This is a genomic window from Zwartia panacis (assembly GCF_030410395.1).
Lineage (GTDB): Bacteria > Pseudomonadota > Gammaproteobacteria > Burkholderiales > Burkholderiaceae_B > Zwartia > Zwartia panacis.
Genome location: NZ_JAUHHF010000002.1, coordinates 50,624 through 73,274, shown reverse-complemented (window position 1 = coordinate 73,274; position 22,651 = coordinate 50,624). Strand labels below are relative to the sequence as shown.

The following is a 22,651-nucleotide window of genomic DNA, read 5'->3' as shown; positions in this document are numbered from 1 at the left end:
GGATATCTGCCCCAGTCTAGTGCCTGGGGAGCATCCTTGACAAAACAATCAGGACTTATTGGCCCTGTTCATGTTTGTCATAGAGAAAACCACCAACAGCGCCGACTGCGGCACCGCCGATCGCGCCCCAAATCGGATTCCCACCCGCGATTGCAGTGATGCCGGCACCTGCCGCGGCACCGATTGCGCCACCGGAGAGTTCACGTTGCTGTGTGGTTGTCATGCCCGAACAGCCCGTCAGGGTCAGTGCGGCAACAAGAGGAAGTGCGAGTAGCGTTCTTTTCATGATAAAGCTCCTAAAGTGCTTGAATTCAAACGATATTGTGCTCAAAGGCTTAAGTACGTATTAGCCTTTTTTACATGGCAAGGTTTCAGCCAGATAACGCAAAATCGTGTCGGCAGCCGACATTTGATTGAATTTAGGATTGGAGGCAGACCACTTAATGAAACCGTTAATGTAATCCTGGCGAGTGCTCTTGGAGTTTTCCCCGCAAATGAATGGTGGGGCTTTCTTTGGATGGCGAGTGATCAAATAAGTTTCATACACACCTTGCCCGAAACCATGGCAAAAGTTTTGTGCCGATACATCGGTTGTTTTGGCGCACATGGCGACATACTCTTGTGTCGTTGTTGAGGCACGAGGAACTTGTGCCTGCGCGGGGGCTGTTGCACTCAACAACACCACACAGGCTCCTGCTGCGGCAAAGGTCAATTTCATATCAGTCTCCTGAAGGTGAAGAGGTTGAAAGTGCTTTGATACGACATGAGATAGTCAAAATGACCAGCTTGGCGTTACACTCCAACTGCATCTTTTTACAAAGATTAACAAATTTAATGAGAATGGACATGTTAAGACAGATTTCTAAAATTGCGCTATCACTTTTGGTTACGATCGGACTGGTTGCGTGCGCGCCGACAGGACCCAGTGCCCCGATGGAAATTCGCTCTGGCGTGATTGAGCAGATTAATGCCGCTCAGATTAAGAGCAGTCATGAAACTGGCGTGGGCGCAGTGGTGGGTGGCTTGGGCGGTCTCGGGATTGGCGCCCTGATCGGTGCGGGCACAGGTAAGACAGTGGCGATGGTGCTCGGCGCAATCGGCGGTGCGGTGGCGGGTAATGAAATCCAGAAACACTACGACAAACCAGTCGAGGGTCAGCAGATTTTCGTTCGCACGAGCGGCGGTGTCTTGGTCAGCGTGACTCAGCCTACCAGCAATTTGCGCGTGGGTCAGAAGGTTTATATCGAAGGTTCTGGCACAGAAGCACGTGTCGTTGCCCAGTAAATGACTCGAGCCGGCTATTGCGGCTTGTGAATTCGGGTAAAGTGAAAAAGCTGCAACAGTTTCCTGTTGCAGCTTTTTTTAATGATTCAAGTGAAATTGACGAACTTGACTGACTCAGTTGACTGACTCAACTTCACTTAAATGCTAGGCGTTAAGCCTTTTTGATGTAGGCGTTGCACCAGCCCGGACCGGCAACCAATTTGCCTGGGAAGATGGTACAGGTGCCGGCATCAGCCGATTTGCTGGCGTACAGTTGGCAATTCGAACAAAGCTGACCGTCAGCATATTTGGGAAATTTTGCCTTGTCGACTGTCTTGGCGTCAGCCTTGTAGCCCAAAGCAACGGCTGTTGGCTCAGCTTCGCCCAGCATGGCCTGTGCCTGCGCCTGGCTTGCCATCGTGAGGGAGGCTAGGCCGGCTGTCGAGTAGATGATGAACTGGCGACGTGATGATTGCATAGTCGTATCCTGTATGAGGTTGCATCCCAACGATGCACATTTCATTTTATCCCCTTCCGGCAGGACGGGAGCCTGAATAGACCTGTTTCGATAGGGGATAGTCGGGCGTAGGTCAAACAGTCCGCAAAAGCTTGCTTGACCCCGAGAGCTGTTGTTCCTTACATTGTCGGATTAGCTTCGCGCGCAGGCGCCCTCAACAAAGAGTCTTTCTGATGATCTATATTCAAGAAACAATTGACCAGTTAAATCAGCGTTTGGCGCGAGGTGAGACCACTCGCGAGGCACTTGTTTCGGGTGCTCTCGAAGCGGCTGCGCAGCCGGCTGCTAAAAGTGTCTTTACAAAGTTGTATCCGGAGGCTGCACTTGCGGCGGCCCGCGCTGCCGATGCGGCCCAAAAAGCGGGTGTGGTCCAGCCTGCCTTGGCGGGTTTGCCCGTTTCCATCAAGGATCTCTATGGGGTCGCCGGGGAAACCACAATGGCCGGTTCAATCGTGTGTCAGGGTGAACCACCACAGAAACAGGATGCTCCGGTCGTCGCAAGGCTGCGTAGCGCAGGCGCTGCCATTGTCGGCAAGACCAACATGACTGAGTTCGCTTTTTCAGGCATCGGTATCAATCCTCACTATGGTACGCCCGTCAATCCTTCCGATTCGAATGTGGCGCGTATTCCAGGTGGTTCCTCGTCGGGTGCTGGCGTTTCAGTCGCGCTCGGGTTGTCGGTCGCAGGTCTGGGTTCCGATACGGGAGGCTCGATTCGCATTCCCGCAGCGTTATGCGGCATTGTGGGCTTTAAGAGCACGCAAAATCGGGTGCCCCTGGAAGGCGCGCTCGAACTTTCACGTTCGCTAGACACCGTCTGCGCGATGACCAGAAGTGTTCAGGATTGCATCACTGTCGATGCCGTGCTCTCTGGTGCCATGTTGCCCGTGCGTCGCCGTCCTCTCACGGGAATGCGTTTGGCCGTCCCGCAAACGGTTGTGCTCGATGGGCTGGATAAAACCGTCTCTCAGGCCTTCGATCGCAGTTTGTCGATATTGTCCGAGGCGGGCGCGCAGATTATTGAGATTGCGCTGACTGAGTTCGCAGATATCCCCAAGGTGAATTCGCCCGGCGGACTCTCCCCGATCGAGGCTTACGCTGTGCACCATGAGCGTTTGGCGCGCGCACAGGCCCAGTTTGATCAGCGCGTAGCAGCTCGCGTGATGATGGGGGCGTCTGTCACGGCGCAGCAATACATTGCCTTGCTGGACAAGCGACGTGCCTGGATTGCCAGCGTGGAGCGTGCCATGGAAGGTTATGACGCGCTCTTGTGTCCGACCGTTCCAGCGGTGGCCCCGGAGATTGAAAAACTCGTCGCCTCCGATGAGGTTTTTTTCAAAGCCAATGGCCAGATGCTTCGCAATACATTCATCATCAATTTGCTTGATGGCTGTTCATATAGTTTGCCTTGCCATCGCGATGATGAGTTACCTGTGGGACTCATGTTGTCGTCTGTGCATGGAGACGATGCACGATTGTCGGCAGTCGCTTTGGCGGTCGAAGACGCCTTGCGTGCGCACCGATGAAAGTTCCTCAGAGGCTCAAACCCCTCGTGGAAGAGGGGCTCGTGGATGAAGTGCTGAGCCAATTGATGAGTGGTAAAGAGGCGACTGTGTATGTTGTGCGCAGTGGGGACTCGATCCGTTGCGCCAAGGTCTATAAAGACGCGAAACAGCGCAGCTTTAAAAACGCGGTTTCCTACACTGAGGGTCGCAAGGTCAAAAATAGCCGTCAGGCGCGTGCGATGGAAAAGGGCACGCGTTACGGGCGGCAGATGCAAGAAGAACTTTGGCAAAATGCCGAAGTGGACGCACTGTTTCGCTTGGCCAATGCGGGTGTCCGAGTCCCGCAGCCCTACATTTGCACCGATGGTGTGTTGCTGATGGAGCTTGTGACCGACGCTGAGGGTGATGTGGCGCCTCGTCTCAATGATGTCGAGTTGACACCGGAGCGTGCGCGCGAATGTCACGCCTATCTGATCAATCAGGTCGTTCGCATGTTGTGCGCCGGCATCATTCATGGTGATCTTTCTGAATACAACATTCTGATGGCTGCGGACGGCCCGGTCATTATCGATTTACCTCAGGCCGTTGACGCGGCCGGTAACAATGAGGCCCGTCCCATGTTGTTGCGGGATGTTCAGAACCTGGCGGTGTACTTTGGGCAATTCGCCCCGGAGTTGCTGGCCACGGATTTTGGCAAAGAAATCTGGAAGCTCTACGAAGCAGGGGAGTTGACCCCTGAATATGCCCTGACTGGCCAATTTGAGGCGGATACCACCCCAGTGGATATGGCAGGGCTGATGCATGAAATCGAAGAAACCCGGCGCGAACAAGAGGCGCTTTTGAGACGTTTGCAAGAGCGTCAGGACTAAGCGCTACGAATGCTTGCCATCGGCCCGCTCAAGCGCTCGGGCGTGGCTATAATCAACCTCTATCATTCCAACCACTCGATTCATTCCATGACTGCGAACACACCTCTGGTTTTCAAGGCAATACGCTCATCGCATCCTCGCTCGACAGCTGAGCGCGAAGCCATTTTGGCGAATCCCGGCTTTGGTAAATATTTCACGGATCACATGGTCTCGATCGACTGGACCGTCGAGAAGGGTTGGTATGACCCGCAGGTCAAGGCGTATGGTCCGCTTTCTCTTGACCCGGCTGCTTCAGTGCTGCATTACGCTCAGGAAATTTTCGAGGGTCTGAAGGCCTATCGACATGCGGATGGTTCAATTTGGTCCTTTCGCGCGGAACAAAATGCGGCCCGCATGCAACGCTCCGCCCATCGGCTCGCGTTGCCTGAGTTACCCACCGAACTATTTTTGGAATCCATTAAACAACTCGTGACCATGGATGCTCTCTGGGTGCCGTCGGCACCAGAGACCTGTCTCTACTTGCGCCCTTTCAGCATTGCCAATGAAAACTTTCTAGGTGTTCGTGCGGCGCAAAAAGCAGCGTACTACGTCATCGCAAGTCCTGTAGGTCCTTATTTCGCCAAAGGAGTCGCCCCAGTTTCCATCTGGTTGGTCGAGGATTATTCACGTGCGGCGCATGGTGGAACAGGCGCGGCAAAATGCGGTGGTAATTACGCCGCTTCTTTGTTGCCACAGCAAGAAGCCTATGCAAACGGTTGTTCCCAAGTTCTGTTCCTCGACGCTCAAGAAGGCAAGTATCTTGAGGAATTGGGCGGGATGAATATTTTCCTGGTCAAAAAAGACGGAACGCTCGTGACGCCCGAGTTGACTGGTAGCATCCTCGAGGGTGTGACGCGTGCGAGCATCATCCAGCTCGCAAAAGACCGTGGCCACAAAGTCGAAGAACGCAAGATTTCAATTGACGAGTGGCGCCAGGGAATGGCTTCGGGTGAGTTTACCGAAGCATTCGCTTGCGGGACTGCGGCAGTGGTTGCGCCAATCGCCGCCCTCAAAGGTCGTGGGTTTATCGCCGGCGATGAGTCCGCACCTGCCGGCAAGCTGACCATGGCATTACGCCAAGAGCTCACTGATATTCAGTACGGACGGTTACCTGATCGCCACGGTTGGCTCAAGCGGTTGGTCTAGGCGCGTGGACTTTTTCAAGTCCTCCCGTGTCCTGAACCTTCTGGCCGTTTTGTGCGGGGGCGTGCTCTTTGTTTGGCCCGCCCTCTGGAATGGCTACCCGCTGCTCTACAGCGATACCCATGTCTTTATCACTCAGCCCACTCCCGGCCACTTTAACTGGGACAAGCCGTTCATTTACGGCCCCTGGATGCTTCCCTTTCATGCCTGGCAATCTCTTTGGGGTGTGGTTCTCGTTCAAGGCATCCTCCTTTCACAGCTCATCTGGTTGACACAACAAGCTGTTCGTCCCGCATCAGCTGTTCGACATCTACTGATTTGTTTCGCTGTATCGCTTTTAACGGGCGCCTCCTGGTTTGTCTCCCTCGTCATGCCGGATATTTTTTCTGGCATGGTGGTGTTGAGCATATTCGTGCTGGGCTTTTCGACCAAGCTCAGTCGGGCTATGACGGTTTGGATCAGTTTGGTTGGAGCACTCGCCATCTCCGTGCATCTTTCACATCTTGTGATTGCGGCAGCTTCACTACTCGTGGTGCTGATGCTGAAATGGCGCCGTCTGCTTTATGCGCTGATCCCTCTCGTGTTGGCTCTGGCGGCTCTTGTTGGAACGACCATTTATGCCTTCAACAAGGTTGCCGTTTCTCCTTTTGGTTCAGTATTCATGCTGGCGCGTATGTCAGCGGACGGTAACGTTAAAAGTATCCTGGAGAAATACTGCCCTGAGAAATCCTGGCATTTATGTGCATGGACGGAGCGTCTGGCTCAAGACAGCGACTCATTCATGTGGGATGCGAATGGTCCAGTATGGAGTCATCCTGGTGGCCCGATTGGTCTGGCGCCTGAGGCATCTGAAATTGTGGCACTGACTGTCCGTCACAGACCACTCCCGGTACTGTGGTCTGCCATACAAAATACGGCGACTCAGCTTTGGATGGTCAAGCTCGGGGATACGGTCAACTCTGATTGGCTTGATCTCACTGTCGCGAAAAGCATCGAAAAGTTTTTCACACCCGCTGAGCTGGAGCGGTACAACCAATCCAGGCAAGTACAGGGAACAATGCTCGAGCGCGTATCCTTTGTGAGCGCGACTGGGGCCGTTGCTGTGGTGATAGGCTTTTTATGGAGCATCAATCTCCTGTTACAGGCCTGGCGCAGACGCGATTGGACGGTGCTCGCGTTGATTATGATGGTCTGGATTGGTTTGTTGGCAAATGCTTTCGCAACGGGTGCGTTGTCTAAGCCGCATTATCGTTATCAGACGCGTATTGCCTGGCTACTTGTATTGCCACCTCTTGTATTGCTGGCCAGAAATAAAAAGAGCGACTCCACGATGCAGAGTCGCTCAGCTTGAAAAACTGAGTGTTACTCGGGCTTGATGTTGCTGGTCTTGATCACGCGTGCCCACTTGTCAATTTCACCCTTGACAAATGCTTGTAGTGCTTCAGGTGTGCTGCCCTCGATCTCAATGCCTTGAGCCAGCAGTTTTTCCTTAAGTTGCGGATCAAGTAAGACAACGTTGATTTCTTTGTTCAACTTGTCGACGATTGCTTTGGGCGTTCCTGCCGGAGCGAAAAAGCCATAGCTTGCCACCGACTCAAATCCGGGATACCCGGACTCCGCGACTGTTGGTACATCGGGTACCAAAGGTGAGCGCTTGGCGGTCGTGATGGCCAGAGCCCGGACTTTCTTGTCCTTGAGCATGGACAAATATGGAGGCAGTGTGTCGAGCGCCATGGTCACGCGACCCGAGATGAGGTCTGGCATCAATAAAGAGGTGCCTTTGTAGGGGACGTGCAGCACATCGATGCCTGCGGCTGATTTGAACATTTCGCAAGTCAAGTGGATGAGTCCACCAGTCCCTGAGGAGCCACAACTCAGCTTGCCTGGATTGGCTTTGGCGTAGGCGACCAATTCAGCCAGATTCTTTGCCGGCACTTCGTTGCCAACTACTACGATGTTACTCAGCGTACCTGCCATGGAGATCGGCAGCAGATCTTTTTGAAAGCTGTAACCTGGGTCTTTATGGTAAGTCACCGAGATCGAATGCGAGCCGATCGAGCCCATCAGCAAGGTGTAGCCATCCGGAGCAGCTTTGGCAACTGTCGCTGCACCAATATTGGCACCCGCACCGGGTCTATTTTCAATGATGACAGATTGACCGATGCGTTGCGCAAGTTTTTCTGTGATCGCACGGGTCAGGATGTCAGTGGCACCACCGGCAGGAAACGGAACAACGACTTTGATGGGTTTGGAGGGATAAGCATCTTGAGCGGTAGCCGTCGCGGTGAGCGCGGATGACAGCGCAAAGCTAGCCAGCGTCAGTTTAAAAATTTTCGATAAAACTTTCACACGCATTCCTTAAAAATTTTGAATGAAATCCTATCCCCGATGATGGGGGTGAATAAATCTTAAGCAAGTTTCATGCCTGAGAATCGTTCGTTGGACGATCTGAAGGCAAGCTTGGATATCGTCACTCTTGTTTGATTTTGGCTTTCTGGATTAAGGCGTCGTACATTTTGAGTTCGCGACTGATGATCGTGGCAAACTCTTCTGGTGAGTTACCGACAAGATCATTGCCCCCCTTGGTTTGCAAAGCCTGAATGACTTCTGGATCTTTAACGGCCTGGACGACGGCATCGTTGAGCTTTTGGATAATGGCAGTATCTGTTTTTGCGGGGGCGAATAGTCCAACAAACTGCGTCACGTCAAAGTCTTTGAAGCCGGCCTCGGCCATGGTGGGGACCTCTGGCAATGAGCTCGCCCGCTTGGGGCCAGAGACTGCAAATGCACGCAGACGATTGTCCTTGATCAAGGGTGAAGCGGTTAGAACGGTATCGAAAGTGAATGTGAGTTGACCGCCCATCAGATCCACGAGTGCGGGCGCACTTCCTTTATAAGGTGCGTGATTGAATTGGGTATTGCTCAGCATGGCAAACATTTCGCCTGCAAGATGACCGCCACCTCCAATGCCTGTCGAGCCGTAGCTCAACTTGCCAGGCTGCTGACGCGCTTGTGTCACGATATCCTGAATGCTTTTAATCGAAGATGTCGTGGGAACCACCAAGACATATTGAAACGTCAGTACTTGACTGATGGGACGTAAATCTTTGATCGGATCGTAGGGGACTTTTGCGTAGAGCACCGGATTGATCACGATGGGGCCACTTGCAGCAAGCAAGAGTGTGTAGCCATCTGGCGCAGCTTTGGCGACAGCATCTGTCCCGATCCCGCCATTTGCACCAGCTCTGTTTTCCACCACAACCGCTACATTGAGGATCTCGGACATTTTTTTGGCAAGAACGCGGCCAGTAATGTCTGCATTTCCGCCTGCGGGATAGGGCACGACGATTTTGATGGGTTTGTTCGGATAAGACTGTGCAGCAGCGATGCTTGTCAGACAGATCGCCGCAAGCGCTGCAAGGAATTGTTTGATTTTCATAAGGTCTCCACAGATGAGCGTACACCGACTAACGTGTATCAGCCAATTAGATCTCGCGTGTCCCCCTATGTAAAGACATGCATGCCTTGTGATGAAAATACTGCGTATTTCGGCATTTTTATCAGGAGTTGCAATCTTCGTACGCCATTGTGCCTACGTATAAAAACGGGGTGGGGGTGCGGCTTGGTTAAGGTTATTCTCTAAGTAAAATGCCGTCCCAAAAATTACTTAACTGATGTGCATGGAACTCGTGCGTGCTTAAAAACCTTCTATCCAAATTTCGTTTACGTTCATCCCTCGAACAAGTGGCCGTGACCGATTTCAGTCACCTGTCGGCAGCTGATGTCGTCTCTCGTTATGATGAGTCGTGTGCGACGTTGCAGCGTTATGTGGACTTTGCCTGGGAGGAGCTTCAAAAAACCCGCCCCCCTTTTGGCGCGCTTCATGATGAGGCGATGTCCATAGAGATCTCTCACAAATTATTTATGAAATACTACGGAGATTATCTCGGTCTGGTCAAAGAGCTCGAGCGCTGTGGCGTTCATCAAAAGTCCTTGAGTCCTCGGGTCGAGGGAATTATTGAGAGGGTGGCGCGTTCCTCAAACGGGTAAAGAAAGCTAACATTACCTTCGGCATGGACGCTCAAGGGCTCAAGGTAATGTATGAGAAATAAAAAGCGAATCACCCAACTGTTGCGTTCTGGGCGACCCAAAAGCGGTTGGGTCAATGTACCCCCCACTCGGGCCAGCACATATGTTTTTAAAACAGTCGCAGACTGGAAAGATACGCGGGCACGCAGAGATCTTGAGCGCTTGCCCTCGTATGGCGCTCGTGGAAACGATACGGGACACGCGCTTGAGGATGCGCTTGTTGAGCTCGAACAGGGATATCGGTGTTTTTTATTCCCGACGGGTCAAGCTGCGATTGCGGCTACGCTCTTGGCATTTTTGAAGCCTGGCGATCATTTGTTACTCAGCGACGCTGTTTACGAACCTGTCCGTAATTTTTGCAAACATCAATTAGCGGGTTTTGGCATTGAGTATTCTTTTTATGCTCCAGATGGCAGTGACATCAACAGCCAGCTTCGTCCCAATACACGTGTCCTGTATGTCGAAGCACCCGGCACCATGACCTACGACATGGTTGACCTGCCGCAAATTGCCAAGCTGGTCGCTGGCCGCGATCTGGTGATCGTCGCGGACAATACCTGGGGCTCAGGATGGCTGTATCAGCCGCTCATGCTGGGCGCCGATATCTCGGTGATGGCCACCACAAAATATGTCGGTGGTCATTCGGATGTGATGATGGGGGCGGCGGTTGCAAACAAACGTACCTGGCAAGCGCTTCAGAAATCAGTGGTGGGTCTGGGACAAACCACAAGTCCTGATGATGCGTTTCTCGCACTGAGGGGATTGCGTACGATGCCTCTGCGTCTCAAAGCGCATGGCGAGGGTGCTTTGAAAGTTGCAAAGTGGTTATCGACGCGACCAGAGATTCGTCACGTTTTCTTTCCTGAGCTTGAAAGCGATACCAATCATGAGCTTTGGAAAAAATATTGTTCGGGGAGTAATGGTCTTGTATCTTTTGAACTCCAGCGTGAGCATTCCCGGGATGCTGTCGAGCGTATGATCGATGCGTTGTCCATGTTCGGATTAGGCGCTTCCTGGGGTGGTTTTGAAAGCTTGGTGATTCCTGCTGATCTTGCCAGTACCCGGGTCTTGAGTGATTGGAGTCAGAGAGGTGTCGTGGTGAGGTTGCACATCGGATTAGAGGATTCGGATGATTTGATTGAGGATTTAGACCAGGCTTTTAAAACATTACACCTTTAAAAAAAATAACAATTATTTTTAAATCGAAATATGAAGATGAATATAAGCATCGGAGACAAGCAATGATCGATTTCAAAAGACAGACGCATCACGTGGGTTTTGGCATATTTTCAGCGGCTCTTTTGGCCTGTGCCATTGTGACGAAGAGTCATGCACAGGAACTCAAGCCTTTGGCTGATTTTCCTAAACAGACCATCACAATCGTTTCGCCTTTTCCACCGGGAGGAGGGAATGACAAGATTTCCCGATTGCTCGCGGCAGAGCTGGCGCCGATTGTGGGGCAACCAGTCGTGGTTGAAAACAGAGGCGGGGCAGGCGGAAATCTTGGAACCTCTTCGGTTGCAAGGGCCAAACCTGATGGCTACACCATTCTCACTTCGCAAACTAGCATCATTGGTGTCAATCCAGCGCTGTACGCGAATGCCGGCTTTAAGCCCAAGGAGGATTTTGAGCCTCTTTCCCAATTGACGAGCGCACCGGTCGTGTTTGTCGTCCGTGCCGATAGCCCCTATCAAACGATGAAGGATTACATTGCGGATGCGCGCGCCAAACCTGGCACATTGACCTTCGCGACTCCAGGTAACGGAACGCTGTCGCATCTGACCACATCGAGAATGGCCACGCAGGAAAAGCTACAGCTCACACATATTCCTTATAAGGGCGCGGGTCCTGCGGTGACCGATTTGATGGGTGGTCAGGTTGCCATGGTGGTCACATCACCGTCATCCGTGGAAGGACTGGTTGCAAGCGGGAAGTTACGCGTCATTGCCTCGACCAATAGCGACCTTCTAGGTGTGTTTAAAGGTGTAGCGACCCTTGAGGATCAAGGCATCAAGGATATGAGGGTGACGGACTGGTATGGTGTATTTGTTCCAAAAGGGACGCCTACAGATCGTGTGCGTTACCTTGAGGCAGCAGTTCGCAAAGCCATGGCGTCCGCTGAGATGAAACTGAAGGTCAATCAAAGTGGTTCTCAAGTCGTGGCAAGTGCTCGATCGGATTTTATTCAAACGGTCGACAAGGAGATCGCTGATTGGGGCGCAGTCGTTAAAGCTGCAGGTCTCAAAGTCGATTAAAGGGTCTGAACAATATGACTTCACGCTGCAGGGTTGTGGTGATCCAGATGGGGCGGGCACCCGAGGATATTTCTCGGGTGTTTGGTGATCAGGGCGAGTGGTTCAAGCGTGCGCTTGCCTCGGAAAATGTTGAGATCGCTGTTGTCAGCCCTGCGGATGGACAAACTTTGCCAAATGTGGAGGATTTCGACCTCGCGATCCTGAGTGGTTCGTGGTCAATGGTGACTGATCGGGAGGATTGGAGCGAGATCACCAAAAAATGGATTCTTGAAGTGTTGCCAACTGGTAAACATATGCTGGGTGTCTGCTACGGTCATCAGTTGATGGCCGATGCCTTGGGCGGGCACGTCGATTATCACCCTCGGGGCAGAGAAATTGGTTTAAAAACCGTCACATTAACTGACGCCGCTCTCCAAGATCCCTTGCTGTCGACTTTCCCCCAAAGCTTCGAAGCAAATTTGTCTCATGAGCAAACCGTGGTGTCACCGCCACCCGGTGCAGTGGTCTTGGCACACTCAGACCACGATCCTCACCAGATTTTGCGTTATGGACCCACGGCTTTTTCCGTGCAGTTTCATCCAGAGTTCACCCCGCCTCTGATGAAAGCTTGTGTCACCAGACGCGCTGACGCCTTACGTCGAAATGGACTGGATGTTGAGGAGATTGTGCAGCAACTCAAACCAGCTCATGAGGCACACCGCTTGATGCAAGCATTCTTGCGTCAAGCCTTCACACGATAAAAACTTCCTTGTATTTCGACTGCGAGGCGTATGATTGTCAAGTACAGTTCATGCGTTGTTCTGACTATGATCCAAATCAATAAAAACAATTAGGATTATGTTTCGAATAGCTTTAATCTAAGGATTCAGCAGATTAAGGAGTCAATCATGTCGAATCAAGCGAAATGCCCCGTGATGCACGGAGGTAATACCACCGAAAGTCAGTCTCCTATGGCGTGGTGGCCCAATGCACTGAAGCTGGAAATTTTGCACCAGCATGACACAAAGACCCATCCGCTCAAAGGTTTCAATTATCGCGAAGAGGTCAAAAAGCTTGACGTCGCAGCCCTCAAAAAAGACCTCACTGCGCTGATGACCGATAGTCAGGAATGGTGGCCCGCAGATTGGGGCCACTATGGTGGCCTGATGATCCGTATGGCCTGGCACTCGGCGGGCACCTATCGAATCGCAGATGGTCGTGGTGGAGCCGGTACGGGCAATCAACGTTTTGCACCATTGAATTCATGGCCTGACAATGGCAATCTGGATAAAGCGCGTCGCTTGTTATGGCCGATCAAAAAGAAATACGGGAATAAGTTGAGCTGGGCGGATCTGATGATTCTGGCTGGCAACGTTGCCTATGAATCAATGGGTTTTAAAACGTTTGGATTTGCTTTTGGTCGCGAGGATATCTGGGCACCTGAACTCGATATTTACTGGGGTGCTGAGAAAGAATGGCTGGGCTCCAGTCGTTACGATGGTGACAACCGTGCCTCTCTCGAAAATCCACTCGCCGCGGTCCAAATGGGGCTTATCTATGTGAATCCCGAGGGCGTGAATGGTCAGCCTGATCCATTGCGTACAGCACAAGATATCCGTTTGACATTCAAGCGGATGGCCATGAATGATGAGGAAACTGTCGCACTGACCGCGGGTGGTCATACGGTTGGAAAGGCGCACGGAAATGGCAGCGCAGCAAACCTGGGACCCGCGCCGGAAGGCGCTGATGTCGAGGAGCAAGGTCTTGGCTGGATCAATCACACCTCCCGAGGCGTGGGTCGTGACACGGTGACAAGTGGAATCGAAGGTGCGTGGACCACGCATCCTACGCAATGGGATAACGGGTACTTTCACATGTTGTTGAACCATGAGTGGGAGCTGACAAAAAGCCCGGCGGGTGCCTGGCAGTGGGCACCCATCGACATCAAGGAAGAAGACAAACCCGTGGATGTCGAGGATCCATCGATCCGCGTGAAGCCGATGATGACCGATGCGGATATGGCCATGAAAATGGATCCTGAGTATCGCAAAATTTCTGAGCGTTTTTATCAAGATCCTGCGTATTTTGCTGAGGTGTTCGCACGTGCCTGGTTCAAACTTACGCACCGTGATTTGGGACCCAAGACGCGCTACATCGGACCCGAAGTGCCAAAAGAGGATTTGATCTGGCAAGATCCCGTCCCCGCAGGCAACAAGAGCTACGATGTCAATGCAGTCAAGACAAAGATTGCCGCGAGTGGATTGTCTATCAGCGAGATGGTCGCAACAGCCTGGGATAGCGCACGTACCTTCCGGGGCTCGGATAAACGCGGTGGCGCAAATGGTGCACGTATTCGTTTGGCACCCCAGAAAGACTGGGAGGGAAATGAACCGAAGCGTTTGGCGAAAGTCCTTGGTGTACTGGAAGTCATCGCCAAAGACACTGGCGCAAGTATTGCCGATGTGATTGTTTTGGCGGGCAACGTAGGCATTGAACAGGCCGCTCGGGCTGCGGGTCACGTCGTAACAGTCCCGTTTACGCCAGGCCGTGGCGACGCAACACCAGAGCAAACTGATGTGGAGTCGTTCGATGTCCTCGAGCCGATCCATGATGGCTATCGCAACTGGTGCAAGCAGCACTATGCAGTCACTGTAGAAGAGCTCATGCTCGATCGCACCCAACTCATGGGATTGACTGCGCAGGAAATGACAGTCCTGGTCGGTGGTATGCGCGTCTTGGGTACGAACTATGGCGCAACGAAACACGGTGTCTTGACGGAGCGAGAAGGCGCTCTGACAAATGACTTTTTTGTCAATCTGACCGATATGGCTTTCTCGTGGAAGCCCACGGGTCGCAATAGTTACGATATCGTCGAACGCAAGACCGGCAAAACCAAATGGACAGCAACACGCGTCGATCTGGTTTTCGGTTCAAATTCGGTCTTACGCTCTTATGCAGAAGTCTATGCGCAGGATGACAATAAAGAGAAATTCGTTCTGGACTTTATCGCAGCATGGACAAAAGTCATGAACGCAGATCGCTTTGATGTTTGAATGATTGTTTGAGTCAGTCATTGAGACCGGTTTAAAGCTGGCCTCAATGACTTTGCATCGAATTTTTTAAGGCTCAAGGCCGCAAGCCTTGCCGCAGCAGGAGACAACGCGCGTAAAGGTGACTGGATCAATCCGATCGGAGGTTTCAACGTTGGTTGAACGATACGTAATGCCTGCACGCGCTTGTCTGGACGGGCTGGCATGATCGAGGCTGGCAATATCGCAGCGCCAAGTTCTTCATCGGCCATGGCGATGAGTGTTTGGGCTTGTGTGCTTTCGTACTTTGGTATGAGCTCGATGCCGTGTTGATCGGCAGCTTTTTGCAAGATACTTCTGAGGGCTGTCGCCTGACTTAATTGCAAAGTCGGGATGCGTGACAGCTCGCGCAAGCTGATCGTCTCCGCGGCACCGGACTTAAATTTCTTTGGCACGAGCGCCATGACCTCTTCTTGTAAAAGAGGTTGAAAGGACAGGTCCTTGTCTTCGGGGCGCGGACCAATCCCAAAGTCAGCCTCTCCATTTTTAATGCTGTTGGCGATTTCAGATGGTGTCAGCTCGCGCACCAAAATGCGAATGCTGGGATGGTGTGATTCGAACTCCGCTAACAACGGCGGCAACAGCGTGGCAGCCATGATGGGTGATGAGGCGACTGTAATGCGGCCGATCCGCAGATCAAGAGTTTCCTGCAGTTGTCTCAGTCCAGACTCGATTTCACGAAATCCATTGCGCACGGCTTGCAGCAGAAGTTCTCCCTCCGGGGTGAGTGCGACGCTTCGTGTGGTTCGATGAAAAAGTTTGGCACCGATTTGTTGTTCAAGTTGCTTGATTTGGGCGCTCACGACCGAGGTTGATCGATGAATCTTTCCGGAGGCGTCTCTGAAGGTTGATGACTGTGCCACCTGAACAAAATTGTGCAGGAGGCGATAGTTGAGGTGGGTACCGATATCCATCCGTAAAGTTTATGTGATTAATCCACACAATTCAAACTGATAATCGCAATTGTTAAAACTGTAATGAGACGTTATTGTTGGTCTTGTTTGTATTGAGTGAGACTCATATGTCCGACTTTGTTGAAAACTTTTTCCTCCCTACGTCTGACCCAGGCGTGAGCATCATTGGGCGTAAACGAGGTTCGGGTCCACCATTATTGTTGTTACACGGTAATCCATTGACTCAGATGAGCTGGGACCGTATCGCACCTGGTTTGGCTGAAAAATTTACCGTTGTCACGACTGATCTGCGTGGGTATGGAGATAGCAGTAAACCCGAGGGGCTGCCTGATCACAGTAATTATTCGTTTCGTCGCATGGCGCAAGACCAAGTCGAAGTCATGCAGCAACTCGGTTTTGAACGATTCGCAGTCGCTGGTCACGACCGCGGTGCGCGTACCGCGTTTCGCCTGGCGATGGACCATCCCGAGAAAGTCACCCGTGTGGCATTTCTGGATATTTTGCCTACGCACTGTGTATTCAAAGATATTCAGGCTCAAATGGCGATGGACCTCTATCACTGGTGGTTCATGGCACAACGTAAAGGTTTTCCGGAAACGTTATTGCGAGGCCATGAGGAGTTTTACATCCGCGACAAACTGATGAAGCAGGGGCCTGGCAAGGGCGGGTTCACGGAAACGGAAATACTCGAGTACATCCGCGTGTGTACGCCTCAGAATATTCATAGTGTCTGTGAGGATTACAGAGCCGCCTTCAAGATTGATTTACCCATGGATACGGCTGACTTTGAAGCGGGTCGCAAAGTGCAACCGCCTGCGCTTGTGTTGTGGGGTGCGAAAAGTCACACCGCGCATCATCATGATCCACGCGTGGAATGGCCAAAGTATTGTGCGAACATCGTGCGCATGGCTGAGTTGACTTGCGGCCACTACCCTACCGAGCAGGCCCCTGAGCAAACATTTCAGGAGCTGAATACATTTTTTAGCCAGCCTGGTTTGGGCTCAGACTCATGAGCGCTCGAACCCTGTACCAGCATATCGTCGACGCGCACACCGTCCGACATATCGGCAACAGCGGTCAGATCTTGCTCTACATAGACAGGCAAGTCCTGAACGAATATACAAGCCCGCAGGCCTTTGCTGCCTTGCGTGCGCAAGATCGTCCTGTTTGGAGGCCAGAAGCGCATCTTGCCGTCGTGGACCATGTCAATGCGACGACACCGCTCAGGACGGCGGTCACCATGCGTATTGTTGACGAAGCGCGCGCCCGTCAGGTGAGTTTGCTTGCTGAAAACTGCAAACGCTATGGTATCGAATGCATCGATATGCTCGATCCTCGACAGGGTATTGAGCACGTCGTCGTGAGCGAGCAGGGTTTTGTCTTGCCTGGCATGGTGATTGCGGCAGGGGATAGCCACACGACCTCGCATGGTGCGATGGGGGCGCTTGGATTTGGAATCGGCAGCAGCGAGATCGAACATTTGTTAGCGACGCAAACGCTCGTCTATCGTCCACAGAAAAATATGCGCGTGACCGTTCGTGGAAGACTGGCGCAGGGCTTGAGCGCCAAGGACGTCGTTCTCGCGTTGATTGCACGCATTGGTGCGGATGGCGCACAAGGTCATGTGATTGAGTTTCAGGGGTCGGCCATCGAGCAGATGGATGTCGAAGGACGTCTGACTCTATGCAATATGGCCGTGGAAGCCGCCGCGCGCGGCGGTATTGTGGCACCGGATGATCGTTTGTTTAACTATTTGCATGGAAAGCCTCGCGTGCCGACTGACGCGCAATGGGATCTCAGTGTCGCACGATGGCGGGAGCTTCGCAGTCAGCCCGGGGCTGTGTTTGATCAAGAGGTGGAGTTTGATGCGTCAAACTTGTTGCCCCGAGTCACGTGGGGGACGAGTCCTGATCAAGGCGTTGCGATCGATGGAGTGGTGCCTGATCCACAACATGAAGCAAATCTGACGCGTCGCAGCAGCATGGAGCGCGCATTGAAATATATGGCGCTTGAACCCGGTCAGCGCCTCGACGGTTTGCCCATCAGTCATGCATTCATCGGATCCTGCACGAATAGTAGGATGGATGATTTGCGCGCAGCCGCAGAAGTTTTGCGAGGTCATCGTGTCGCTCCGCATGTACGTGCCTTGGTCGTGCCAGGATCCTCCACGGTGCGCGCTCAGGCGGAAGCCGAGGGTTTGGATCGCATCTTTAAAACGGCCGGTTTTGAGTGGCGTCAATCAGGTTGTTCGATGTGCGTAGCCATGAACGACGATCACCTCTCGCCAGGTGATCGATGTGCCTCAAGTACAAATCGTAATTTCGAGAGTCGCCAAGGTCCCGGCGCCCGCACCCATTTGATGAGTCCTGCCATGGTGGCCGCAGCGGCGATCAAAGGTGCCTTGACGGATGTACGCAAGCTCTTAACTAAGCGGGTGCCATGATGGAAGCATTTGTCAGCGTCAAGGGTTTTGCGGCAGCGTTACCGCTCCCAAATTTGGACACAGACCAGATCATGCCCAAACAGTTTTTACGCGGCATTGATCGTCATGGGTTGTCCAAAGGTGCTCTGTATGAACTTCGTTTTGACTCTTCATGTCAACCTCGCCCCGATTTTGTGTTGAACCAGCCGCCTTGGTCTGATGCCCGCTTTTTAATCGTGGGACCGAACTTTGGTTGCGGTTCAAGTCGAGAGCATGCGGTATGGGGGCTCAGGGAGCTCGGTATCCGTGGGTTTCTGGGTACGAGTTTTGGGGGAATTTTTAGCGATAACTGTTTGCGTAATGGCGTGGTGGCACTCAGTTTGCCAGTCGAGGAAATTGATCGTTTGATGGCGCTCGTCCAACATCCTGACCGATGCGAAATTCAGGTTGATTTGGCGACAGAAACTGTGACTTCATTCGGGGATGGCGTTGCATTGGGTATCAATCTCGATCCGTGGCAACGCGATATGCTGATGAAAGGGCTGGATGCCGTGGGGATGACGCTCAGTTACTCACAGGAAATCAGGGAGTTCGAGGAACGTTATTTTTTAGGCAGTTGAGTTGAACTGTGCGCTGGCGGGGCAACACTGACAACATCACAAACCGCCTGAGGTGCTGAAATCTTAGATTTTTTGCTTTTGGTCTGCGGGAGGGATACTAACCCTATTACTCTCGAGTCGTAGCAAAATCTCGCCGCCAGGATTCAAGGTGGGCAATATCAAACGTACTTGATTCAAACTGATGCAGTATTTCTGTGTGGATGGCCCATCGATTGCCTCTTTAGGCACGAGCCAACGATCCGCAGAAACAAATCGACCTCGGCGTATGCTCTAAGGTGCATAACCGCTGACAACTTGTCATCATTCAGAAATATAATTCCATTATTCTAGACATATGGAATTATTTGAATCATGGAAGAAAAAGACGCAATTGCCGCACTCGCCGCGCTAGCGCAGCCAAGCCGATTACGCATCTTTCGCCAACTCGTCGAGGTGGGCAACTCAGGCTTGACCCCCAGAGCGCTTGGCAAAAGCTTGGACATACCGCCAGCAACCTTGTCTTTCCATCTGAAAGAACTGCTCAATGCTGGGCTACTTGAGCAAACCCGAGAGGGCCGAAGCCTGATTTACAGCACACGCATCAATCATATGGCTAGCTTGATCGACTACTTGACTGAAAATTGCTGTCAGGGCGAACTCTGCCTTGTTTTGAAGACAACTTGCAAAGGCTAAAAAGATCAACCCTAAGATATTTCACACCACAAAATTTGCGTTAACACTCGTGCACACTAATGGAGCTATCAATGGTCTCGAAAATTTATAACGTATTGTTTATCTGCACCGGTAACTCGGCACGCAGCATCATGGCTGAAGCTATTCTTAACAACCTCGGCCACGGCCGGTTCATTGCCTACAGCGCCGGTAGCCATGCCTCGGGAAAAATAAATCCTTACGCGTTAGATCTTATTAAAAGTAATGACTTGCCTCATGAACACTTACGAAGCAAGAGTTGGGATGAGTGTGCTCAGCCAGACGCACCTGAGCTTGATTTTGTTTTCACGGTCTGCGATAAAGCAGCCGGGGAAGTTTGCCCCGTCTGGCCCGGCCAACCCATGACTGCACACTGGGGCGTCGAAGAGCCGTCCGCCGTTGAGGGTACTGAGGAGGAAAAGAGAAAGGCGTTTTCTACGGCGTTCCGAATATTGCACCGCCGTCTTTCTTTGTTCACCTCTTTACCAATTGATAAGCTTGATAGTCTTTCGTTAAAGCGCGAATTGGACACAATTGGCACCGTTAAAATTTAAGAGGTATAGCGCACAATGGTGACTACAGCCAATACCAGAGCCAAGAAAACCGTCGGCGACACGATGAGCACTTTTGAAAGATTTCTAACTATTTGGGTCTTTCTCTGCATAGTCGCGGGTATTGCGCTGGGTCAGCTTTTTCCAAACGTGTTTCAGTCGATCGCCCAAATCGAAATTGCACAGGTCAATCTACCGGTGGGGTTGTTGATTTGGGTGATGATCATTCCGATGCTTGTAAAGGTGGACTTTTCGTCCTTAAGCGAAGTGCGTCGGCATAGCCGGGGTATCGGCGTCACGCTCTTTGTGAACTGGCTCGTCAAGCCCTTCTCTATGGCATTTCTGGGCTGGCTGTTCATCCGTCATTTATTCGCCGACCTTTTGCCGCCTGATCAACTCGATAGCTACATCGCTGGCTTGATTCTCTTGGCTGCAGCTCCCTGCACCGCAATGGTGTTTGTTTGGAGTCGGCTCACAGGTGGGGATCCATTATTTACGCTCTCACAAGTCGCGCTAAACGATTCAATAATGGTTGTTGCGTTTGCACCGCTCGTTGCCCTCTTGCTTGGTATCTCTGCCATCACGGTGCCTTGGGACACACTTTTGACTTCGGTTGTTCTTTATATTGTGGTGCCGGTGATTCTGGCTCAGCTTTGGCGTAAGGCCTTACTCAAAAAAGGCGAGGCTGTCTTTAATGCAGCACTGGAAACGATCGGACCTTGGTCAATCGCCGCCTTGTTAGCCACTTTAGTATTGCTGTTTGCGTTCCAGGGCGAGGCGATTCTTAAACAACCACTAGTGATTGCGCTTCTCGCCGTACCCATCCTGATACAAGTTGTTTTTAACTCAGCACTGGCGTATTGGCTAAACCGTGTACTTGGCGAAAAACACAACGTAGCGTGTCCATCTGCGTTGATTGGTGCCTCTAATTTCTTCGAGCTTGCCGTCGCAGCAGCGATTAGCTTGTTTGGCTTACATTCGGGTGCCGCCCTGGCAACCGTCGTGGGTGTGCTTATAGAAGTTCCCATCATGCTGTTGGTGGTTTATGTAGTGAACAATTCTAAGCAATGGTATGAAAGAGCTTGATTTGCTTGGCCTGTTGGCCCACGGCTTAGTGTGCCACCGGCACCAACAAACAAGATAATTAATAGTAAAATTTGAAAAATTACACTTCAAGATGTTTCAGGCAATTTTGAGTAAACCGCAAAATCTAAAAGGCATCATCCCTTAGCGTACCTAATCCCAGGCATCGCTTACCGCAGCATGTTTGCCAGCACACTCTGAATACTGAAACACCAGCTTCAGATAGCTTTTCATCAACTCATCCCAAGACGTCGACGTAAAACTATCGACCGCCGGGCAGGGACTTGCCAGATTGGCTGGTATTGGCGGTCGAGATGGCGGCGTTGAGCTCGCGCAGCCGGTCAGAATCAATAACGCAATCAGCAGGCAGTGGCTTTTCGATGATGACACGGTTAAACCTTTCAATGATTTTTGGCTGAGCTTCGCGCAGCGCCGTGAGCTGCAGCTCGAGGTTTTGAGAGAGCCCCTGCAGGCGAAGGGACTCGGACTTAAACGACTCAAGGTCGGCCACGTGGCGCACGTTTTCAGCGGCTTGGTAGCCAATGTGGTACTGATACTTTCCGTAGGCCCAAAGGCCCGACGTTGCCGCGACAAGGGCAATTGCAACCAAAACATATCGGTTTGCCAGTAGCCAAATCATTTCATCTCCTGTTGCCAGTGATCATCGACGACAGCACCACCTATGTAAGCCGTCACCACCATTCCAACGAAAACATAAAAGGGTGTGGCAATCTGGCCGAGCTGAGCGGATTCCGTCACTAATAAAAGCAGCGGAAAAAGAAGCCCAGCAAGCATAGAGAGCCAGGCCATCTTTCTACGATTGCGCCACCGATCGGCGGGCTCGGTCATCTAGTTATCCTCGGCAGCAAACAGAAGGTTGTCCGCACCTCGATTGGTCCAGCCGCGTCCGTAGATGTCAAACTTTTGCAGTGATGCCCAAAACTTCAGGCGATAGGCAAGAAAGCGCAACAAGACATCGTTGGCTTCCATCGACTCAAGCGCTGCCTGAGACTTTACGCCCCACTCACCATCATCAGCAACTTTTACGGCCCGTTGCAAAAAGCGAATGGCATTACCCCGACCGTGATTGACCGAAGCATCAAACACTTGAAACTTGATCGCTGGGTGCGCCGCTCCACAGACCTCCCAAAAGTCACGCCGATAAATGGCCTTGGCATCTTCAAGGCGCAGGTTCTTGATATCGAGGTAGCCGTAGGAGCAGGCAGCAATCCCAAACTTGGTCCCTTTTAACTGTCCGACCCCCTGCGCGCCACCCGTCCAGTTACCTGAATCACGTGGGTCATCGCTATAACCGCCTTCGTGAGAGATCAGGCGATCAAAGGCTTCATCAAAAGTAATCATTTTTTCCAGTACTCCTGCCAGAGCAGTGCAATTGTTGAGCAGACACCAACGATCCAGAGAATGGGCTTGGCAATCTTGCCGATCAGTTCAAGAACGATGAAGGCACCTTTGGCAGCTGCAAAGGCTGTGGTGACCTCTTTGGTGTTTTCATCAATGCGATCGACCTTATCCTCAACTGAGACAAGGCGCTCATAGATCTCTTTGTGTGTAATTTCTTCAGCCATGCTGCGCCTCACAAGAAGTGGCTAGGGGGGAAAAAAG

Annotated in this window: 27 protein-coding genes; 16 read left to right on the top strand and 11 right to left on the bottom strand. The window is 52.0% G+C overall.

Going from position 1 to position 22,651, the window contains the following annotated elements; genetic code table 11:
* Window positions 1-55: 55 nt before the first annotated feature.
* Both QWY30_RS02845 and QWY30_RS02840 read right to left on the bottom strand, forming a co-directional pair.
* Window positions 56-286 carry a YMGG-like glycine zipper-containing protein gene (locus QWY30_RS02845; protein ID WP_290238081.1) on the bottom strand — a complete coding sequence of 77 codons (231 nt, stop codon included), beginning with the start codon at window positions 284-286 and terminating at the stop codon, window positions 56-58.
* Between the two features lie 60 nt (window positions 287-346).
* Window positions 347-718, bottom strand: coding sequence for a Rap1a/Tai family immunity protein (locus tag QWY30_RS02840; protein WP_290238078.1), 372 nt, complete (start codon window positions 716-718; stop codon window positions 347-349).
* Between the two features lie 128 nt (window positions 719-846).
* Between QWY30_RS02840 and QWY30_RS02835 the strand changes: the two genes are divergently transcribed.
* Window positions 847-1,284, top strand: a complete 438-nt coding sequence (locus tag QWY30_RS02835; protein ID WP_290238076.1) for a glycine zipper 2TM domain-containing protein — start codon at window positions 847-849, stop codon at window positions 1,282-1,284.
* Between the two features lie 151 nt (window positions 1,285-1,435).
* On the opposite strand, the gene QWY30_RS02830 is transcribed toward QWY30_RS02835, so the two are convergent.
* Window positions 1,436-1,741 (bottom strand): high-potential iron-sulfur protein, encoded by a 306-nt coding sequence (locus QWY30_RS02830; protein ID WP_290238074.1) that lies wholly within the window; start codon window positions 1,739-1,741, stop codon window positions 1,436-1,438.
* 212 nt (window positions 1,742-1,953) lie between these two features.
* Here QWY30_RS02830 and QWY30_RS02825 point away from each other — a divergent pair, with 212 nt between their 5' ends.
* From QWY30_RS02825 to QWY30_RS02810, 4 genes are all read left to right on the top strand, one after another.
* Window positions 1,954-3,306 (top strand): amidase, encoded by a 1,353-nt coding sequence (locus QWY30_RS02825; RefSeq protein ID WP_290238072.1) that lies wholly within the window; start codon window positions 1,954-1,956, stop codon window positions 3,304-3,306.
* The gene (locus tag QWY30_RS02820; RefSeq protein ID WP_290238070.1) at window positions 3,303-4,154 is read left to right on the top strand and encodes a PA4780 family RIO1-like protein kinase; all 852 of its coding nucleotides are present in this window, start codon (window positions 3,303-3,305) and stop codon (window positions 4,152-4,154) included. Before QWY30_RS02825 ends, QWY30_RS02820 begins: the two co-directional genes overlap by 4 nt.
* A gap of 87 nt (window positions 4,155-4,241) precedes the next feature.
* Window positions 4,242-5,339 (top strand): branched-chain amino acid aminotransferase, encoded by a 1,098-nt coding sequence (locus tag QWY30_RS02815; RefSeq protein ID WP_290238068.1) that lies wholly within the window; start codon window positions 4,242-4,244, stop codon window positions 5,337-5,339.
* Between the two features lie 4 nt (window positions 5,340-5,343).
* Window positions 5,344-6,687, top strand: a complete 1,344-nt coding sequence (locus QWY30_RS02810; RefSeq protein WP_290238066.1) for a hypothetical protein — start codon at window positions 5,344-5,346, stop codon at window positions 6,685-6,687.
* A gap of 11 nt (window positions 6,688-6,698) precedes the next feature.
* On the opposite strand, the gene QWY30_RS02805 is transcribed toward QWY30_RS02810, so the two are convergent.
* Both QWY30_RS02805 and QWY30_RS02800 read right to left on the bottom strand, forming a co-directional pair.
* Complete coding sequence (locus tag QWY30_RS02805) at window positions 6,699-7,685, bottom strand: Bug family tripartite tricarboxylate transporter substrate binding protein (RefSeq protein WP_290238064.1); 987 nt, start codon at window positions 7,683-7,685, stop codon at window positions 6,699-6,701.
* Between the two features lie 121 nt (window positions 7,686-7,806).
* A complete protein-coding gene (locus QWY30_RS02800) occupies window positions 7,807-8,775 on the bottom strand; it encodes a Bug family tripartite tricarboxylate transporter substrate binding protein (RefSeq protein ID WP_290238062.1) in 969 nt (322 codons plus the stop codon).
* 254 nt (window positions 8,776-9,029) lie between these two features.
* On the opposite strand from QWY30_RS02800, the gene QWY30_RS02795 reads away from it, so the two are divergent.
* The 5 genes from QWY30_RS02795 (at window position 9,030) to katG (ending at window position 14,712) form a co-directional block, all read left to right on the top strand.
* Window positions 9,030-9,386 carry a hypothetical protein gene (locus QWY30_RS02795; RefSeq protein WP_290238059.1) on the top strand — a complete coding sequence of 119 codons (357 nt, stop codon included), beginning with the start codon at window positions 9,030-9,032 and terminating at the stop codon, window positions 9,384-9,386.
* 51 nt (window positions 9,387-9,437) lie between these two features.
* Window positions 9,438-10,604 carry a cystathionine beta-lyase gene (gene metC / locus QWY30_RS02790; RefSeq protein WP_290238057.1) on the top strand — a complete coding sequence of 389 codons (1,167 nt, stop codon included), beginning with the start codon at window positions 9,438-9,440 and terminating at the stop codon, window positions 10,602-10,604.
* A gap of 62 nt (window positions 10,605-10,666) precedes the next feature.
* Window positions 10,667-11,680, top strand: a complete 1,014-nt coding sequence (locus QWY30_RS02785; protein WP_290238055.1) for a Bug family tripartite tricarboxylate transporter substrate binding protein — start codon at window positions 10,667-10,669, stop codon at window positions 11,678-11,680.
* Window positions 11,681-11,694: 14 nt separating this feature from the next.
* The gene (locus QWY30_RS02780) at window positions 11,695-12,420 is read left to right on the top strand and encodes a glutamine amidotransferase (RefSeq protein ID WP_290238053.1); all 726 of its coding nucleotides are present in this window, start codon (window positions 11,695-11,697) and stop codon (window positions 12,418-12,420) included.
* 147 nt (window positions 12,421-12,567) lie between these two features.
* Window positions 12,568-14,712, top strand: coding sequence for a catalase/peroxidase HPI (gene katG / locus QWY30_RS02775; protein WP_290238051.1), 2,145 nt, complete (start codon window positions 12,568-12,570; stop codon window positions 14,710-14,712).
* A 17-nt stretch (window positions 14,713-14,729) separates the two neighbouring features.
* Here the strand turns inward: katG and QWY30_RS02770 are convergent, their stop codons facing one another.
* The gene (locus QWY30_RS02770; protein WP_290238049.1) at window positions 14,730-15,662 is read right to left on the bottom strand and encodes a LysR family transcriptional regulator; all 933 of its coding nucleotides are present in this window, start codon (window positions 15,660-15,662) and stop codon (window positions 14,730-14,732) included.
* 107 nt (window positions 15,663-15,769) lie between these two features.
* Between QWY30_RS02770 and QWY30_RS02765 the strand changes: the two genes are divergently transcribed.
* From QWY30_RS02765 to arsB, 6 genes are all read left to right on the top strand, one after another.
* Window positions 15,770-16,675, top strand: coding sequence for an alpha/beta fold hydrolase (locus tag QWY30_RS02765; protein WP_290238047.1), 906 nt, complete (start codon window positions 15,770-15,772; stop codon window positions 16,673-16,675).
* A complete protein-coding gene (gene leuC, locus QWY30_RS02760; protein WP_290238045.1) occupies window positions 16,672-18,105 on the top strand; it encodes a 3-isopropylmalate dehydratase large subunit in 1,434 nt (477 codons plus the stop codon). The genes QWY30_RS02765 and leuC overlap by 4 nt, the downstream gene beginning before the upstream one ends.
* Entirely contained in the window at window positions 18,102-18,704 is a 603-nt protein-coding gene (leuD, locus tag QWY30_RS02755; RefSeq protein ID WP_290238043.1) for a 3-isopropylmalate dehydratase small subunit, read from the top strand. Before leuC ends, leuD begins: the two co-directional genes overlap by 4 nt.
* A gap of 351 nt (window positions 18,705-19,055) precedes the next feature.
* Window positions 19,056-19,376 carry an ArsR/SmtB family transcription factor gene (locus QWY30_RS02750; RefSeq protein ID WP_290238041.1) on the top strand — a complete coding sequence of 107 codons (321 nt, stop codon included), beginning with the start codon at window positions 19,056-19,058 and terminating at the stop codon, window positions 19,374-19,376.
* 71 nt (window positions 19,377-19,447) lie between these two features.
* Window positions 19,448-19,948 (top strand): arsenate reductase ArsC, encoded by a 501-nt coding sequence (locus QWY30_RS02745; protein ID WP_290238039.1) that lies wholly within the window; start codon window positions 19,448-19,450, stop codon window positions 19,946-19,948.
* Between the two features lie 63 nt (window positions 19,949-20,011).
* Entirely contained in the window at window positions 20,012-21,031 is a 1,020-nt protein-coding gene (arsB, locus tag QWY30_RS02740) for an ACR3 family arsenite efflux transporter (protein ID WP_290238037.1), read from the top strand.
* Between the two features lie 150 nt (window positions 21,032-21,181).
* On the opposite strand, the gene lysC is transcribed toward arsB, so the two are convergent.
* Genes lysC through QWY30_RS02720 form a run of 5 tightly spaced genes read right to left on the bottom strand, consistent with a single transcriptional unit; the run spans window position 21,182 to window position 22,614 of the window.
* On the bottom strand, window positions 21,182-21,379 hold the full coding sequence (gene lysC / locus QWY30_RS15965; protein ID WP_435433364.1) for an Rz1-like lysis system protein LysC: 198 nt from the start codon (window positions 21,377-21,379) through the stop codon (window positions 21,182-21,184).
* Window positions 21,291-21,668, bottom strand: coding sequence for a hypothetical protein (locus tag QWY30_RS02735; RefSeq protein ID WP_290238035.1), 378 nt, complete (start codon window positions 21,666-21,668; stop codon window positions 21,291-21,293). Before QWY30_RS02735 ends, lysC begins: the two co-directional genes overlap by 89 nt.
* On the bottom strand, window positions 21,665-21,877 hold the full coding sequence (locus tag QWY30_RS02730; protein WP_290238033.1) for a hypothetical protein: 213 nt from the start codon (window positions 21,875-21,877) through the stop codon (window positions 21,665-21,667). The genes QWY30_RS02735 and QWY30_RS02730 overlap by 4 nt, the downstream gene beginning before the upstream one ends.
* Window positions 21,878-22,390 (bottom strand): glycoside hydrolase family 108 protein, encoded by a 513-nt coding sequence (locus QWY30_RS02725; RefSeq protein ID WP_290238031.1) that lies wholly within the window; start codon window positions 22,388-22,390, stop codon window positions 21,878-21,880.
* The gene (locus QWY30_RS02720) at window positions 22,387-22,614 is read right to left on the bottom strand and encodes a hypothetical protein (RefSeq protein WP_290238029.1); all 228 of its coding nucleotides are present in this window, start codon (window positions 22,612-22,614) and stop codon (window positions 22,387-22,389) included. The genes QWY30_RS02725 and QWY30_RS02720 overlap by 4 nt, the downstream gene beginning before the upstream one ends.
* Window positions 22,615-22,651: the final 37 nt, after the last annotated feature.

Bases quoted from the DNA above. Each gene is read 5' to 3' on its own strand.
- metC (WP_290238057.1), top strand. From the start codon at position 9,438: ATGAGAAATAAAAAGCGAATCACCCAACTGTTGCGTTCTGGGCGACCC.
- QWY30_RS02830 (WP_290238074.1), bottom strand. From the start codon at position 1,741: ATGCAATCATCACGTCGCCAGTTCATCATCTACTCGACAGCCGGCCTA.
- QWY30_RS02780 (WP_290238053.1), top strand. From the start codon at position 11,695: ATGACTTCACGCTGCAGGGTTGTGGTGATCCAGATGGGGCGGGCACCC.
- QWY30_RS02750 (WP_290238041.1), top strand. From the start codon at position 19,056: ATGGAAGAAAAAGACGCAATTGCCGCACTCGCCGCGCTAGCGCAGCCA.
- QWY30_RS02735 (WP_290238035.1), bottom strand. From the start codon at position 21,668: ATGATTTGGCTACTGGCAAACCGATATGTTTTGGTTGCAATTGCCCTT.
- leuC (WP_290238045.1), top strand. From the start codon at position 16,672: ATGAGCGCTCGAACCCTGTACCAGCATATCGTCGACGCGCACACCGTC.
- QWY30_RS02845 (WP_290238081.1), bottom strand. From the start codon at position 286: ATGAAAAGAACGCTACTCGCACTTCCTCTTGTTGCCGCACTGACCCTG.
- QWY30_RS02765 (WP_290238047.1), top strand. From the start codon at position 15,770: ATGTCCGACTTTGTTGAAAACTTTTTCCTCCCTACGTCTGACCCAGGC.
- leuD (WP_290238043.1), top strand. From the start codon at position 18,102: ATGATGGAAGCATTTGTCAGCGTCAAGGGTTTTGCGGCAGCGTTACCG.
- QWY30_RS02815 (WP_290238068.1), top strand. From the start codon at position 4,242: ATGACTGCGAACACACCTCTGGTTTTCAAGGCAATACGCTCATCGCAT.
- QWY30_RS02770 (WP_290238049.1), bottom strand. From the start codon at position 15,662: ATGGATATCGGTACCCACCTCAACTATCGCCTCCTGCACAATTTTGTT.
- QWY30_RS02825 (WP_290238072.1), top strand. From the start codon at position 1,954: ATGATCTATATTCAAGAAACAATTGACCAGTTAAATCAGCGTTTGGCG.
- QWY30_RS02725 (WP_290238031.1), bottom strand. From the start codon at position 22,390: ATGATTACTTTTGATGAAGCCTTTGATCGCCTGATCTCTCACGAAGGC.
- QWY30_RS02800 (WP_290238062.1), bottom strand. From the start codon at position 8,775: ATGAAAATCAAACAATTCCTTGCAGCGCTTGCGGCGATCTGTCTGACA.
- QWY30_RS02820 (WP_290238070.1), top strand. From the start codon at position 3,303: ATGAAAGTTCCTCAGAGGCTCAAACCCCTCGTGGAAGAGGGGCTCGTG.
- QWY30_RS02835 (WP_290238076.1), top strand. From the start codon at position 847: ATGTTAAGACAGATTTCTAAAATTGCGCTATCACTTTTGGTTACGATC.
- arsB (WP_290238037.1), top strand. From the start codon at position 20,012: ATGAGCACTTTTGAAAGATTTCTAACTATTTGGGTCTTTCTCTGCATA.
- QWY30_RS02840 (WP_290238078.1), bottom strand. From the start codon at position 718: ATGAAATTGACCTTTGCCGCAGCAGGAGCCTGTGTGGTGTTGTTGAGT.
- QWY30_RS02730 (WP_290238033.1), bottom strand. From the start codon at position 21,877: ATGACCGAGCCCGCCGATCGGTGGCGCAATCGTAGAAAGATGGCCTGG.
- QWY30_RS02785 (WP_290238055.1), top strand. From the start codon at position 10,667: ATGATCGATTTCAAAAGACAGACGCATCACGTGGGTTTTGGCATATTT.
- katG (WP_290238051.1), top strand. From the start codon at position 12,568: ATGTCGAATCAAGCGAAATGCCCCGTGATGCACGGAGGTAATACCACC.
- QWY30_RS02745 (WP_290238039.1), top strand. From the start codon at position 19,448: ATGGTCTCGAAAATTTATAACGTATTGTTTATCTGCACCGGTAACTCG.
- QWY30_RS02720 (WP_290238029.1), bottom strand. From the start codon at position 22,614: ATGGCTGAAGAAATTACACACAAAGAGATCTATGAGCGCCTTGTCTCA.